Source organism: Chromobacterium sphagni (genome assembly GCF_001855555.1).
Lineage (GTDB): Bacteria > Pseudomonadota > Gammaproteobacteria > Burkholderiales > Chromobacteriaceae > Chromobacterium > Chromobacterium sphagni.
In genome coordinates this window covers 1-14,635 of record NZ_MKCT01000017.1, presented here as the reverse complement: position 1 = coordinate 14,635, position 14,635 = coordinate 1, and the positions used below count along the sequence as shown (strand labels likewise).

General features: G+C 61.9%; 12 protein-coding genes. All 12 read right to left on the bottom strand.

Going from position 1 to position 14,635, the window contains the following annotated elements:
- Complete coding sequence (locus tag BI344_RS08340) at window positions 1-2,013, bottom strand: T6SS phospholipase effector Tle1-like catalytic domain-containing protein (RefSeq protein ID WP_241499289.1); 2,013 nt, start codon at window positions 2,011-2,013, stop codon at window positions 1-3.
- On the bottom strand, window positions 2,010-2,660 hold the full coding sequence (locus tag BI344_RS08335; protein WP_139166927.1) for a DUF3304 domain-containing protein: 651 nt from the start codon (window positions 2,658-2,660) through the stop codon (window positions 2,010-2,012). Before BI344_RS08335 ends, BI344_RS08340 begins: the two co-directional genes overlap by 4 nt.
- Window positions 2,661-3,074: 414 nt before the next feature.
- Window positions 3,075-3,746 carry a DUF3304 domain-containing protein gene (locus BI344_RS08330; protein ID WP_083370130.1) on the bottom strand — a complete coding sequence of 224 codons (672 nt, stop codon included), beginning with the start codon at window positions 3,744-3,746 and terminating at the stop codon, window positions 3,075-3,077.
- Window positions 3,743-4,204, bottom strand: coding sequence for a hypothetical protein (locus tag BI344_RS08325; RefSeq protein ID WP_071112507.1), 462 nt, complete (start codon window positions 4,202-4,204; stop codon window positions 3,743-3,745). The genes BI344_RS08330 and BI344_RS08325 overlap by 4 nt, the downstream gene beginning before the upstream one ends.
- 3 nt (window positions 4,205-4,207) lie before the next feature.
- Entirely contained in the window at window positions 4,208-4,990 is a 783-nt protein-coding gene (locus BI344_RS08320; RefSeq protein WP_071112506.1) for a DUF4123 domain-containing protein, read from the bottom strand.
- Window positions 4,987-7,647 (bottom strand): type VI secretion system Vgr family protein, encoded by a 2,661-nt coding sequence (locus BI344_RS08315; RefSeq protein ID WP_071112505.1) that lies wholly within the window; start codon window positions 7,645-7,647, stop codon window positions 4,987-4,989. The genes BI344_RS08320 and BI344_RS08315 overlap by 4 nt, the downstream gene beginning before the upstream one ends.
- A gap of 117 nt (window positions 7,648-7,764) precedes the next feature.
- On the bottom strand, window positions 7,765-8,202 hold the full coding sequence (locus BI344_RS08310; protein WP_083370129.1) for an OmpA family protein: 438 nt from the start codon (window positions 8,200-8,202) through the stop codon (window positions 7,765-7,767).
- 77 nt (window positions 8,203-8,279) lie between these two features.
- Complete coding sequence (locus BI344_RS08305; RefSeq protein WP_071112503.1) at window positions 8,280-8,777, bottom strand: Hcp family type VI secretion system effector; 498 nt, start codon at window positions 8,775-8,777, stop codon at window positions 8,280-8,282.
- Between the two features lie 62 nt (window positions 8,778-8,839).
- Window positions 8,840-10,318 carry a type VI secretion system contractile sheath large subunit gene (gene tssC, locus BI344_RS08300; RefSeq protein WP_071112502.1) on the bottom strand — a complete coding sequence of 493 codons (1,479 nt, stop codon included), beginning with the start codon at window positions 10,316-10,318 and terminating at the stop codon, window positions 8,840-8,842.
- Window positions 10,315-10,830 (bottom strand): type VI secretion system contractile sheath small subunit, encoded by a 516-nt coding sequence (gene tssB / locus BI344_RS08295; protein ID WP_071112501.1) that lies wholly within the window; start codon window positions 10,828-10,830, stop codon window positions 10,315-10,317. Before tssB ends, tssC begins: the two co-directional genes overlap by 4 nt.
- A gap of 36 nt (window positions 10,831-10,866) precedes the next feature.
- On the bottom strand, window positions 10,867-11,886 hold the full coding sequence (tagF, locus tag BI344_RS08290; RefSeq protein WP_071112500.1) for a type VI secretion system-associated protein TagF: 1,020 nt from the start codon (window positions 11,884-11,886) through the stop codon (window positions 10,867-10,869).
- A gap of 15 nt (window positions 11,887-11,901) precedes the next feature.
- On the bottom strand, window positions 11,902-14,635 hold a 2,734-nt coding region (locus BI344_RS08285; protein ID WP_071112942.1), incomplete at its 5' end, for an ImcF-related family protein.

Sequence of the window (14,635 nt, the reverse complement as noted above, 5' to 3'; positions counted from 1 at the left end):
TCATGCAACCTGAGCATCAAATGCATTGAATCCGCGTCTGGTCAGCAAAACATTATCTGCCCCGGCATACACTTTGCGATAACGCAGATAACCGGCGCCTACGCTGAATGGCTCCTGCCCGCCTGTCACGCCCTTGGGAACCTGTTTGCGGCCAGATTCCACATATAACTTGACCCAACCTTTTTCCTCTTCCGATAAGGTATTTGGGTCCTGATGCGACATTTTCTCCAGCATGGCCAAAATTTCTGGCTCTTCCTTGCCGGTTAGCCGGAACCAGGCATAGGAATCATGCACGTAATACTGGAACAGACGGCTGGCGGCCGGTTTCAGCAATGAAGATTGCTCGCCCTTTTCCAGCTCCGGCCAAATGTCCTTGAACTCGGCCCAGTCTTTGACCACCTTGGGATCAAGCGTCGGCGGGTAGTAAGCCTTTCTGATCTTGCCAATCTGCTCCATCTCGCCACTGCTCCAACGCTTGTAATAGCTGAGATGTTCGGCCAGCCTGACGTTGCCGCCCAGCAAGTCGTTGACGTCCGTGTTGGACGCGTTTTGCAGATTGTCGAAATGCGCGCGCAAGGACGCATCGTCCTGCTTGTCCACCCAGCTCAAGCGCCAGGCGATGTAGGGCAAATACAAATCCTTCAGCAAGCTCTTGTACGCTTTTTCCGGCGCGGGCTTGCCGGCCTCGACGCCGAGCGTGGCGAGATAGGCGTTGAAGTCGGCTATCAATTTTGGGTCCACCTGCATGCGCAGTTGGGCGGCAGGTTTGGCCTTTTCCGCCTTCAGCGGCACGCCGGCCAGCCGCGCCTTGCGGTACATCACCGCCAAGGGAATCCGCGATAGCATGTCACTGCCTTTGTCGGACACGCCACGCCCCTGCTCCTTGGGCAGATAGCCGCCGCCCACATCCGAATGCACGCCGGGAAACATGATCTCTTCGCCGCCCGGGGGCGCGCCCGCACCCATTTCGATCGAGTCCAGCGGGAAGCTGCGGCGGATTTCATGTGCCGCCACAAGATGCACACAGGGCATGCCCATGGGCACCCGCAGCGAGGTCTCCGCGTCCGCCCATTCCGCATGGCCGTCGAACAACAGCGTGGACGAGGCCAGGCCCACCGATGCCACGGTATCGAAGATGCCCAAAAAGTCGAACTTCACCGGGAAGCCGCCCAGAGTCATCTGCCCCGGCTGGTCGGTCAATTCCGCATCCAGCTGGCACAGGCGCTGCATCCAGTTGCTGAAGCAGCGCGCCTTGGTGGCGCCGCGCGAAAAGCCGAATGCGGACAGATGGATATTCCCCACCTCGCCCTTGGACATATTGGCCGGCTTCTCGCCCGGCGCATGCATGAAATCCTTGATCGAGCCGTGCAGCAGCTTCAGTTGCGCGCGCAGCAGATCGTAGGTGCTCTGCTTGCCCTGCTCCATTTCGCGCGCGGTCAGCCAGCGCTCTTTCTTCAAGTGCCAGCCGGTAATCACCAGTTGTTTGCTCAGTGCAGCGATCTTGCCCTTGTCCAGCAGCTCCTGCCCGACAAAATAGCGGTTGAGATTATTGATCGCCTGCATCAAGGCCCAGACGATGCGCTCATGGCCAAACAAGGCGGAGGCGGCGCCAAAGGTGGCATCCATGCCCTTTCCGCTGTCATTGACTTGCGGAAACGGCGTGCCTACGCCCGGAATATACACTTTGAAGAAGTGCGGATAATCTTCATTCCCGTCCAAAGGCAGTTCTTCTTTGACCACCCCCGGCACAGCCTGACCTGGGTAAGTATCGTACAAGCGCGCCACATTGGAAAACCCCTCGTTTTCGGTGCACAGGTTATAGTTATTGCGTGTGCCATCGAAGAAAAAACCGAAAAACAGATTGAAATCGCAGCTGGCGTTTGGATTACCTACTGGGGGAAGTTCCCTCTGCTCATATTTTCTTATTGCCGCCCGATCCAAACTATCAAAAAAAACTTCATATTGACTCGGATCATGGCTTGTGATTGGTATATTACCACAGAGCTTCGTCACGGCCGCCCTCCCAATCTATTGATTTGATCCTGAACAGAATCAATGGCATCTTGGTATTTTTCCCGATTCGCACTATCTTTCTTAATCTGCGCTTGGAAATCAGCAAGATCTTTAGTCAAAAGTCTCATTTCCTGATCCCATAATTGGCGACGGTACTCCAGAGAAGGCTTCGGCCAGCCCTTGATCGCACCCGGCCAATTTGCATTCGTGGGGTCGTAACGGCTGACCACCAACGCCACCTTGTCGTCCGGCAGCAATTGCACCCACACCGTGCCGACATCGCTGGCCTCATAACGTGGCACATCCACAGTGCGTAGCTGCAATGGAATTCTCTCCTTATCCCATTCCGCAGCGGTCTTAGCCTTGGTTTCATCCTTGGTCTGGACTATCAATTGCATGCCTGGCTGCCATTTGGCCGGCAGATTGACGCAGCACATGATGCCGCCCGCACCGTATGGGCCAATCATTTCCGCCGCTTCCGCCTGCTTGGGCGTTTGCGGCTGCGCCACCGCCACCCAGTCGTAGCCCTTGCCGCTGTAATTCACCACCGTCATCGACGCGCCCAACTGGCCACCCATACCGGCGCAAGCGCTCAGCGCCGTGCAACACAACAGTAGCCAGACCATTCTTTTCATCACGATACCCACCTGAGTCTCCTGTTTTTCAAATCTAGCCTGCTGCCTCCGCGATCATTGACTTGCGGAAACGGCGTGCCTACACCCGGAATATACACTCTGAAAAAGTGGGGATAATCCTCATTCCCGTCCAGAGGCAGTGCTTCTTTGACCACCCCGGCACAGCCTTACCTGGGTAAGTGTCGTACAAGCGCGCCACATTGGAAAACCCCTCGTTTTCGGTGCAGAGGTTATAGTTATTGCGCGTGCCGTCGAAGAAAAAACCGAAAAACAGATTAAAATCGCAGCTGGCGTTTGGGTTACCTACTGGGGGAAGTTCCCGCTTTTCGAACTGCCTTAACTTTGGAATATCTTTTACTGGATCAAAAAATTTCGCGGCATTTGTAGGATCCGACCACGAAGTATCATATAAGCTTGCTAGCGCTGTCATTTCAATGCCCTCTCAAGCTTATCAATATTTATCTTAATATCATTTATTGTTTCTTGCATAGCAGGCCTATCCTTATTATTCACCTTCGGATCCTGTATAGCCTGCTGCATAACTTTTAATAATTCTGTTTCTCTTTTCAAATCTTCTGCCCAGATTTTCCTTTTATACTCTAAAGAAGGCTTCGGCCAGCCCTTGATCGCACCCGGCCAATTCGCATTCGATGGATCGTAACGGCTGACCACCAACGCCACCTTGTCGTCCGGCAGCAATTGCACCCATACCGTGCCGACATCGCTGGCCTCATAACGTGGCACATCCACAGTGCGTAGCTGTAATGGAATTCTCTCCTTATCCCATTCCGCAGCGGTCTTAGCCTTGGTTTCATCCTTGGTCTGGACTATCAATTGCATGCCCGGCTGCCATTGGGCTGGCAGGTTGACGCAGCACATGATGCCGCCCGCGCCGTATGGGCCAATCATTTCCGCCGCTTCCGCCTGCTTGGGCGTTTGCGGCTGCGCCACCGCCACCCAGTCGTAGCCCTTGCCGCTGTAATTCACCACCGTCATCGACGTGCCCAGCTGGCCGCCCATGCCGGCGCAGGCGCTAAGCATTAGGCAAGCCAGCGAGGGAACCATCCAGCGGCAACACCTCGCTTGCGTCAGGCTCATTGGTCTGCCGGCACACGCTCCAGCGCCAGATCCATGCCCGGCATTACCAGCAAGTAATCCGTGCGCATCACGTGGCTGCGCCCATTGGCGCTTTGCAGTTCGGTGCCCTTGGCGATATGGAACAGCGCGATCCGGTCGCCCACCAGTGCGGTGGAGCGGATGGCCGGCGCATCAGCATCTGGCGTCCAGCCCAGCCACTGCGCCAGGTATTTGCCATCCTTTTGCAGCTCCGCCTTTTGCGGCTCTCCGCTGCCCATCAGGCCTTTAACATTCAACCAATAACCGCCATCGCGCTTTTCCACGGTCACCAAGCGCGCCGGCTTGCCGTCATCGCCATAAATCTGCTGCATCTCGCCCGAGGGCTGCAACACATAATCCCCAACAAACTCATCCGCCATGGCAGACAGCGGCAGCAACGCCAACACCAAAGCCAAACACTTGCCGATTCGACCCAACATGCCCTATCCCCTCAAATTGAACGCTGCGGGATCCCGCAACGCATCCAGACAACATTGATAACGTTCATCCGGCGCATCCACGCCATTCTTGTCGGCCTGCGACAAGGCTTGCTCGACAGCAGGATGGCAATCCGCCAGCACCTCAGGCCGTATCGCGCGATGGAATTGCATGTGATACAACGTTTCATCCGCCTCCCCTGCGCGAATCAATGCCAGGGTTTGCTCGGCATTCAATACCGCCTTCTCTGCCAGAGGCAGCGCCTCTCGCGGCATGGCCAAGGTTTCCCAAGCGCCGAAACGCGTGGGAACGACACACAAGACCGCCGGGCCAAAAAACTGACCGCGCTGTTCATCATCCAGCACGCCCACGATGTCTACCAGGCGGCGGGTATCTGGAAAACGCAGGTTGAAATGCTGGTCATCCGCCTTCACCACACACCACGGCAGCAAACGCGCCGCCAACTCGGGCAAGCTTTCCGGGGTGCGCCACACGCTGACCATAGGCATGCCATCACACTGCATCAGAAAACGCTGTATCTGCGCGTACCGCAGTTCTTCCCACTGCACCAATAACGGCGACGCGGACATCAACTGTTCATCGCCATCATCGCTTTGGGTAAACACGCTGAGCCATGGCATGCCGCTAAGACGAATATGTTTGAGCAAGCCAGGATTGAGCGCGCCATCAAACAGCAAATATTGCTGCAAGTTCTCGCTTAACGACGCGTCTTGCTGCAACAGGGTTGCCAGCGCCTCGGTATCAAAAGAATGGATCAGCTTCATCATTGCACCTTGCTGAATGCGGAACCGGCTTTGGCGCTACGCAACAGGCACTCCAAACAGATATCCTTGGGAAACTGCGGTAAGGGAGGACTCATGCTCGCCGGCCCGCTCCAATCATGGCTGGCCCCCTTGAAGCTGACGGTGCCCGGCGCGTGCAGCTCGATCTTGCCGTCCTTGATGCGCACATAAGCGCCGCCGCTGGTCAGCAGGATTTCCTTCTTGGCGTTGAAGTGGATTTTCTGTTTGACCGAGGTGATGGCGACATCCTGATCCGCCGTGATCTCCATCGCGTCGCTCTGCGCCTGGATCTGCACCTTGCCCTTGGCCGCGATCAGCTTCAGCGCCACCTTGTCTTTCACCCCGGCCACGAACAGGCTGATGTGCTGGCCGACGTTGTGCAGCCAGCGTCGCCCCGTCGTGTGGTTGGCATCGCGCTGGGCGACGAGGTTCAGGTTGCTGCCGGCGAATAGCGTCTGGCTTTGCTCGGTCAGGGAGGCGATGCCGGCCGGGCCGGACAGCACCAGCAGCGGCTGTCGGCCGGCTTGCTCTTTCGCCGTTTTGCCGTCTTTGTCGGTATTGCTGCCGGCTTCCCAGGCCTTCAGCGCGTCGACGTGGTGTTGCAGGTGGCCGTCCGGCTTTTTGCCGGTTTTGGCGTTGTCCGGGCCGATTTCGTCGGGGCCGGTTTCCATCGTATCCGCCAGCTGGCCAGTGGCGGTTTCGGCCAGCGCCTGGCTGAGGGAGAGGGCGGCGTCGAGCTGGCTCTGGGCGTGCTCGCGCGCCAGCTGTTTGCCCCCAGCGCCGTTCTGCGCTTCGGTGGACAGCAGCAGGCCGTGCGCGGCGCGGATGGCGCCGTGCTGGTCGGTTCTGAGCTCGAAGCCTTCGCCGCGCGGCGTCGCCTTGCCGTTGCTGCGCGGCTGGGTCAGGAAGCCCTGGTTCAGTTGGGTCTTGCCGGATTCGGAACTGAGTTTGGCGCGCACTTCGCCGGGGGTATCGTCGAACAGCAGCTCGTTGTAGCCGCCGCCCTGGTGTTCTTTGCTCTTGATGCCGGACAGCGTCTTGTTGGCGGGGAGCGAGCCGGCGCCGCTGAAGTCGGGCGTCGGGTGGCTGCCGTTGTACAGCACGCCGGTGATCACCGGCCGGTCGATGTCGCCTTCGATGAAGTCGACCAGCACTTCCTGACCAATGCGCGGGATGAACTGGTGGCCCCAGCCGGCGCCGGCGCTGGGCATGGCGACGCGCAGCCAGCATGACGACTTGTCGTCGAGTCCGGCGCCGATGGTCGGGTGTTCGTCCGGCCGCTGCCAGTGGAACTGCACCTTGATGCGGCCCTGTTGGTCGGTGTGGACGTCTTCGCCCGGCGGACCGACCACGGTGGCGGTCTGCACGCCCAGGCTGGTCGGCTTGGCCTGCGCGGTGTGGGCGTAGGCCGGGGTCAGCGGAATGCCTCGGCGCTGGGCCTGGAGCGTGGTGGCGAACGGCGCGGCCTGGGCGCCGGCGGTCACGGCGGCGTCGCTCTCCAGCCCCAGGGCCAGCAGCCCGGGCGCGGACTGGTTCAACTGGCGGGTGAGGTCGGCCGGCAGGTTGTTCTGGGCGCGCAAGGTCTGGCCGGTGACCACGAATTCGCGCTGTTCGGCACTGTCGGCCTGGTGCGCCGGGTGGTCGTCGAGGCGGAACCACTGGCCGGCGGTCAGGCCGCGGACCGAGCCTGTGCCTTCGAATTGTTTGGCCTGCAGATCGTGCGCCTGCTGGCGCAGCTGGGCGTAGCGGGACAGCTGGTCGGCGTCGCCGGCGTAATACAGGCCCTGGGCGTCGTAGTCCTGCAGGCTGGATTGCAGCGCGCCGCCGCCCTGGCCCTGGTCGATCTGGCTGCTGTCGCCGGTGTGCCGGGTGGACACCGGCTGGTAGTCGAAGCTGGCCAGCGCCACCTGGCCGGGCACAATCTGGCGGCTGCTGTTCCAGCCGGTGAGGCCGTCCTCCTCTTCGGTGGCGTCACTGCGGTGGAAGCGCACGCGTTCGAGCGGGGCGGGCGGCAGGCTGTAGGCGTCGTCGAACACCACCAGCTTGACCTGGGGACTGTCGCCGTCGATATGCTCGAAGCGCCAGGCGTAGCCTTCCTCGTGCAGCAGGCGGACGATGAAGTCGTAGTCGCTCTCGCGGTATTGCAGGCAGTAGCTGCGCGGCGACGCCGGGCCCGCCTGGATCTGCAGCGCCTGCCCCCGGGCGAAGGCGGGGTTGGCGGCCTGGTGTTCCCGCAGGATCTGCTGGACGATGTCCGGCACCGTCAGGTCCTGGAACACCCGCGAAGTGCGGCGGTGGCGCAGCAGCGCGAACGGCGGCTCCACCGTGAGGCCATACTTGGCGAAACCGCCGTCCGAGCCTAGCAGCCGCGCTTGCGAGACCACGCCGCAGCGCACCGTCTCCACGCCCTGGGCGTCGGCGATGCCGATGCGGGCCGGCTGGCCGAGCAGGGTCTTGAGTTCGATGGCGCCATCGGGCGACAGGCAGGTCAGGGTGAAGCGGTACGGTTTGGACACCCCTTCCTCGCCGTCCAGGCTTTGCGGCAGCAACTGCTCGGCCGCGATGTGGCCGTCGCCCAGGCCGAGGGTGAGCAGGCGGTGGTCCTGGCTGAAGGCGGAGGCGAAGCTGGCGAGGAGGTCCATGGATATTCTTGTTTGAATCGATAGTGATAAGGCTGAAAACTGCGGCCGCGCCGGCTATCGCTTGCCAGGCTGATGGGGCGATAACAGCGGTGCGGCTTCAATGCGGATCCGCCGCGATCAGTTGCTCACCAGCAGGCGCACGCCGTGCAGCGGACGCTCGGTGTCGAAGCGCACGGTGATCTTGCTGGACGGGATGTCTGCCATCAGCAGGTACTGTCTTACCGCGGCGGCGCGCGCCTGGGCGGCGGCCTTGGCATTGCCGATATCATTGCGGTAGCAGTGGCCGCGGATGATGATGGACTTGGCGGTTTTCAGATCGGGCAGCAGCAGATCCAATTGGGCTTCGCCCACCGGGGTCAGCTTGCCGTTCATCTTTTCGAACGGGATCAGCGTGGAGTCGGCGGCGTAGTTGGCGGCAGCGGCCTTGGCTATTTCGGACTTGGCCTGCTCGGCGGCGGCGGCAGCCTGTTTTTCGGCCTGTTGAGCCGCTGTGGGCACCGTCTGGCAAGCACTACACAGCACGGCGATAGCCACGGTAATCAACAAACGTTTCATAGCTACACTTCCCCAAGTGACAATAAAAGACTTAAAACCCGCCCAGGTCCGGGCGGGTTCACATTCCGCAGGCGGAATCAGGCGATAACTTTGTTCGCGGTCAGGTCCCAACCGGCGCTGACGTTGCCGCCACCGGCGCCGTCGGCGCGCTTCTGCTGGGTGTAGGTCCACTTGATCTTGCCGTAGCTGAAGCTCACCTTTTCCGACGGGAAGCCGGAATCGGTGGCGGAACCTTGCGGCTCAACCTTGGCGATCAGGACTTGCTCCATCTTGATCTCCATGTACTTCACCTTGTCGCCGCCGGCGCGGCACAGCTCGATGGTGATGTCCTTGATGTGCTTGCCAGTGCAGCAAGCCTCATAGATCTTTGGGCTGGCTTTGTCCAGGAAGTGGGTGATTTCGTACACCGCGTGGTTCACGCGCTCGGCGGTTGCGCCGCCGGCGGTGCTGGCCGAAGCCTGGGCCGGCTGTTCCAGCTTGTGTGCGAACGACTGGATTTCGATCCAGTCTTTGTGTTTGTCGTCGCCGCTCTCACCAGGAATGCCATCAATTTTCAGGAATGCATCAAAAGCCATTAGTACTTCTCCTTACGAAGGGTCGAAAAATGGGGGGATTTCACCCCCTAGCTAGCAAAGCGTCAGCCCGCCGGTTGCGGCAACTCGGCTACCAGACGCAATGAAATGGTCAGTTCATCCAGCTGGAAGTGCGGACGCAGGAAGGCGGCGGCGCGGTAGACCCCGGGCTTGCCCGGCACTTCCACCACGTCCACGCGCGCTTCGCGCAGCGGATACTTGGCCTTGGCCTCCTGGCTGGCGGAATCGTCCAGCAGCACGTACTGGGCCAGCCAGGTGTTCAGGTAGTCCTGCACGTTCTGGCGCGAGGCGAAACTGCCGATCTTGTCGCGCATGATGGACTTCATGTAATGCGCGATGCGGGATACCGCGAAGATGTAGGGCAGCTGGGTGGACAGGCGCGCGTTGGCGTTGGCCGAATCGGTGTTGTAGGTTTTGGCCTTCTGCACCGACTGGCCGCCGAAGAAGGCCGCGTAGTCGGTGTTCTTGCAGTGCACCAGCGAGATCAGACCCAGGTCGGACAGCAGCTTTTCGGTGCGGTCGGTGATCGCCACTTCGGTGGGGCACTTCAGCGCCACTTCGCCGTCGTCGGTCTTGAAGGTGTGGGCCGGCAGGCCTTCCACCAGACCGCCGCCCTCGACGCCGCGGATGGCCGCCAGCCAGCCGTACTGGGCGAAGGCGTCGGTCAGGCGCGCAGCGTAGGCGTAGGCGGCGTTGGTCCACAGGTATTTGTCGTGGTTGCTGCCGTCGACGTTTTCCTCGAAGTCGAAATCCTCCACCGGCACGTTGTCGCGGCCATAGGGCAGGCGGCCCAGCACGTGCGGCAGCACCAGGCCGACGTAGCGGGAGTCTTCCGACTCGCGGAACGACTTCCACTTGGCGTATTCGACGGTGTCGAAGATCTTGGCCAGATCGCGCGGCTTGCCGATGTCGGCGAAGGTCTCCAGGCCGAACAGGCCGGGCGCGGCGGCGGTGATCAGCGGCGCGTGGGCGGAGGCGGCCACGTGCGACAGCTCGTCCATCAGATAGAAGTCTTCCGGATGGCGGGTGAATTCGTAGTCGCCCACCAGCGCGGCGTAAGGCGCGCCGCCGAAGGTGCCGTACTCTTCCTCGTAGATCTTCTTGAACAGCGCGCTCTGGTCGAATTCGGCCGCGGCCTTGAAGTCCTTGACCAGATCCTTCTTGGACGCGTTGAGCACCTTGATCTTCAGCTGGGTGCTGGTTTCCGACTCCATCACCAGATACTTCAGGCCGCGCCAGGACGCTTCCAGCTTCTGGAAGTCGCCGTGGTGCATCACATTGTTCAGTTGGTCCGAGATCAGTTGGTCGATCTCGGCGATGCGGGCGTCGATGCTGGCGGACAGGTCGCGCGATACCGTCACGCTGCCTTTCAGCACCTGGTCCACCAGTTCGCCGATCAGATCGCGGGTGTGGCTTTTTTCGCTGTCGTTGGTGGCGATGCGGCTTTGCTCGATGATGCTGTCGAGCAGGCTGCCGCCCACCGCCGCAGCCGGGGCCGCCTGTTGTTGCAGTTCCGCGCTCACTGTTCGCCTCCTTCCTGCTTGCCGCTGCGCTCGCCGATCTGGCGCAGTTTTTCGGTGTCGCGCACCACTTCGTCCAGCAGCTCTTCCAGCTTGTCGTTGCCGGCCAGCTTGTTGCGCAGGTCGGCCAGACGGGTGCGCGCTTCCAGCAACTGGTTCAGCGGATCGATCTGGCGCACCACGTTCTGCGGTTCGAAATCGGCCAGACTTTCAAAATTCAGCTCCACCGACAGCTGGCTGCCGTCGTCCTTCAGCGCGTTGTCGACTTTCATCGCCAGTCGCGGCGCCATGCCTTTCAGCACTTCGTCGAAGTTGTCGCGGTCGATCTGGACGAATTTGCGCTCCTTCATCTTCGGCAGCGGCTCCTTGCTGTGGCCGGAGTAGTCGCCCAGCACGCCCAGCACGAAGGGCAGTTCCTTGGTTTCGATCGCGTCGCCAATCTCCACGTCGTAGGTGATCTGCACGCGCGGCGGACGTACCCTCGACAGTTTTTTCTGAGTGCTTTCTTTACCCATGGCTTTTCTCTAGATGTTCAAAAGGTTCAAAAATGACTACGCGATATTGCGCGAAAGACTGGTTAAAACAGTCCGCAGCTGTGCCAAAGACAGGCCCGGATCGTTCAGTTGCCGGCCCAGCACATAGGCCGCCTCGGCATAGGCCTGATGGCTGCGCCACGGCGCCTTGGCGTCGTTGATGTCAACGACGAACTTGGCGTCCAGCGGCGCGCCCCAGCATTGGCTGGCGATCTGCTCGTTCAGGCCGGCCGGCAGCAGCACCAGGAAATGGCCTTCCGGCCGGCGCAGGATCAGGCATTGCTCCTGCGCGTCGCCATTGTCGAAAGTGGCGGCGTGGTACAGCGCCAGCCAGGTGACGGCGGCCAGCACGTTCTCGCCCTCGACCGCCGGCAGCGGCAGGAAGTATGCCTGCACCGGCAGGCTGTCGCGGAACTTGCGCAGCAGGCGGTGGTGGAACACGAAAGCCAGTAGCACCGACTCCAGATCGCCGTCGCCCATTTCGCGCAGGCCGTTCGCCAACGCCGATGCCGGCGTCACTGCCAGGTGTTTTTCCAACAGCTGCTGCGCCAGGTCGATGTCGGCCGCCGACGAGGCGCCGAAGCGCAGCTGCTCCTCCAGAAACTGCTTGCAGGCCAGCATTTCCACCGAATTGTCGATGGCGTTGGCCAGTTGATCCTTCAAGCCGGTGAAGAACAGCTCATTGGCCAGCAGCAGGATGGCGGTCGGCGGCAGCGCGTTGTCTATCGCCACCAGCGACGCCGCCACCAGCGGATAGCTGCGACCGCCCTCGTCGCGGCTGGGCTGGATCACGCCCAGCGACAGCCAGTTCTGGTCGCGGCTTTGCAACACGAACGAAGTGGCCGGCATCGCCAGGTAGCGGCGGGTGGCACCCTCGTCGAACGCCATCCGCTGCAGGCTTTGCGCCAGCAACTGGTCCAGCTGCATGGCCGCCGGATGGGTGGCATTGACCCGCACGAAATCCGCCCGCCGCGGCAATTTGCCGAAAATGCAGAACTGCGGTGGCACCTCCAGGGTGCGCTTGAAATTGAACGCCATGCCGCTCATCTCCAATTACAACGTCACGCGTTCAGGCAACGTCAGTTTGTAAAGCCGGTTCAACTGCAGCGGATTGACGCCGCCCAGCATGCGGAAATTGAAACGTACCGTCTGCGCCTCGGCGCCGCTGCCCTTGGGCAGGGTCCAGCTCAACTGGGAGGAGCCGTCCGCACCGTCGCCGACCTTGGCGCTGGACAACAGGCGCATCAGGCCCATGCGGCCCTGCTGGTTGCCCACCACAGTGCTGGCGCCGGCGTAGTTCACCACCTGGATGCGCGCGCCTTCGCCGCCGCCGCTGCCTGGCCAGTTGAACGGCTGCCACGGCTGCGGACCGTTGCGGTAGCGCAGCTCCTGGCCGTCTATCGTCAGCACGGTTTCGGACAGGCCGGGCGTCGGCAGCGGCTGCAGTTCGAAGCGGCTGTTCTCGCCATCCTGCAGCTGGCTGCTGGCCAGCGCCATCAGCCGGCCGACGCCGTTGAGGAACTCCGGATTGAAGCGCACACCCTGGTTGCCCCAGGCGCGCGGCACCAGGGCGTCGCCCTTCTTCTGCACCAGGCCGTTCAGGTATTTGTTGACGAACTTGTCCAGCGTGCCGTCATTGGCCTTGACGAAGCGGTTGATGTCCGCCACCGAAGCGCTGCTGCTGGAGTCGCTGAACGGGTATTTGCCGGCCAACTGCTTCCACTGCGGCAGCACTTCATTGGCCCAGGCCTGGTTGATGTCCTGCGCCACCGGGCCCAGCAGTGCTGTGTACGACTGCGACAGCGGACGCACCAGCATCGGACGCACCATTTCGATGGTGTCGGCGCTGGCGCCGTTGAGCAGTGTGTTATCGACGTAGGACAGGGTGTCGCCCAGCTCGGAGCCGGAACCGTTCAACGTGGACTGCAGCGCGGCGCGCGCCTGCGGGCCTGGCTCGTCGGTGGTGGCGATGGCCGCCATCTTTACTTTCAGCTTGGCCAACTGGTCCAGGTAGCCGTTGATCGGCGGATTGTCGCCCTTCACCAGGGCGGCCACGCCGGCGAACTGCGCGCCCACTACGCCGAACTGCTTTTCGCTCTTGGCATCGGTGGCACCGTCGCCGCCCTTGAACAGCTCGGTGGTTTTCTCCAGCACCGAGCGCTTGGCGGTCTCCAGCGAGCGGTTCAGCTCGGACGGATTGTCCCAGGCGGTTTCCTGCGCGGCGCGCGCCAGGATCAGCCTGATCGGCGAATTCTGCTTGTCGGCCAAGCGGGTCATAGCGGAAGCGGACTGCGCCGGATTGGTGATGTCGCGCACCACCACACCTTGCAGGAACTTGTGCCAGGCGGCGATGTACTGGGAGCGGTACAGCGCCTCCAGCGCGGCGCGGTTCTTCTCCACGTCGCCATCCTTGCCCAGATTGTCCTGGGTGCTGGAAGCCAGCACCCAGTCGTCGCTGCGGATTTCGCCGCGGCTGGCCTCGTCGATGGCGCCGCGCACGTAGTTGTTCCACGCTTCGCGGGTATAGGCGCCCTCCACCATCTGGCTGCTGGCCATGATGTCCATGTCGCGGTTGTCCAGGATGCGGGCCACCGTCAACGGCGCGAAACGGGTATTGGCGCGCGCCTTGATCTCGCTGAACACGCGCTCCTGCGCCGACAGCCGCTTGAATGAGCCGCGCAGCACGTCGCGGGCATCGGCCACCACCTTGACGTCGTTGTCGATCAGCGGCAGGTCAGACTCCTTGATCTGGCTGACGTAGAATGCCACCAGCTTCTCAGCCTGGCCCATCACCTCGTTGACCGGATACTCGCCGCGCTGGCTTTCCAGCCACGGCCGCCAATAGCGCGGCAGCTGGTCGGCCAGCTGCGCCTCTTCCATCCGGCGCTGATCGTGCAGCATCAGGTAAGTTTTCAGCGCGTTGTAGCCGACATCCAGCTGCTGCGGGTTCTGCGGTTTGCCGGCGGATTCGCCGCCGATGGCCGGCGCAGAGGCGTCCAGCTTGGCGGTGGTGGCGCGCTGCGGCAGCTCCAGCGCGCTCAGATTGATGTTGGGCAGGCCGCCGTGCGGCTTGGGCCGCGACTTGTACTGTTTGATCGGCTTGGCTTCGGGTTTGGGTTCAGGCTTGGGCTGCGGCTTCGGCGGTTCGCTGACCGCAACCGGCTGCGGCGCGCCGGGCTTGAGCGAGGCCAGCGTGGTTTCCAGGTTTTTCTGCACCGGGCGCAGCATCACGTCCTTCAGGCCAGCGAAGTAGGCCTTGCGCAGATTGCGCTCCAGTTCGCCGCCCTGATACAGGCCCATGCCGATTTGCCACGGCTCGCCGTTGCGGCGGTAGTTCTGCAACTCCTCGAGGCGGCGCTGCAGGATCAACAGGCCGTTCAGGCGGTCGTACAACTGGCCGGATGCGGCCAGCTTCTGCGCCTGCGCGCGTTCGGTGTTGACCTGGGCGATCAGCTGCTGGTTGCCGACGAAGGACCAGGTCCACAGGCCAGCCACCGCAGCCAGGCTCGCTACGCCGGCTATCATGCCGGCTAGGCGCCAGCGGCTGCCGCTGGGCTTGGTCTGCTGGAAGATCAGGTGCTGGTCGGGGAACAGCACTTCGCGGAACAGGCCGCGCAGGAAGTAGCTGTACGAAGCCGGCGCCTGATGCTTGTCCAGCGAGCCGGCGGCCAGGTCGAACTGGCCCTGAACGCGGCCGGCCGGTGACGATGCCGGCACGCCTTCCTGCAAAGCGCTGGTGAAATAGAAGCCGCGCAGCAAGGGGCGGAATGGTAAGGGTCTCCTCGAA

Coding starts and splice junctions, on each gene's coding strand:
- BI344_RS08330 (WP_083370130.1), bottom strand. CDS start 3,746: ATGAGCCTGACGCAAGCGAGGTGTTGCCGCTGGATGGTTCCCTCGCTG.
- BI344_RS08325 (WP_071112507.1), bottom strand. CDS start 4,204: ATGTTGGGTCGAATCGGCAAGTGTTTGGCTTTGGTGTTGGCGTTGCTG.
- BI344_RS08320 (WP_071112506.1), bottom strand. CDS start 4,990: ATGATGAAGCTGATCCATTCTTTTGATACCGAGGCGCTGGCAACCCTG.
- BI344_RS08315 (WP_071112505.1), bottom strand. CDS start 7,647: ATGGACCTCCTCGCCAGCTTCGCCTCCGCCTTCAGCCAGGACCACCGC.
- BI344_RS08310 (WP_083370129.1), bottom strand. CDS start 8,202: ATGAAACGTTTGTTGATTACCGTGGCTATCGCCGTGCTGTGTAGTGCT.
- BI344_RS08305 (WP_071112503.1), bottom strand. CDS start 8,777: ATGGCTTTTGATGCATTCCTGAAAATTGATGGCATTCCTGGTGAGAGC.
- tssB (WP_071112501.1), bottom strand. CDS start 10,830: ATGGGTAAAGAAAGCACTCAGAAAAAACTGTCGAGGGTACGTCCGCCG.
- tagF (WP_071112500.1), bottom strand. CDS start 11,886: ATGGCGTTCAATTTCAAGCGCACCCTGGAGGTGCCACCGCAGTTCTGC.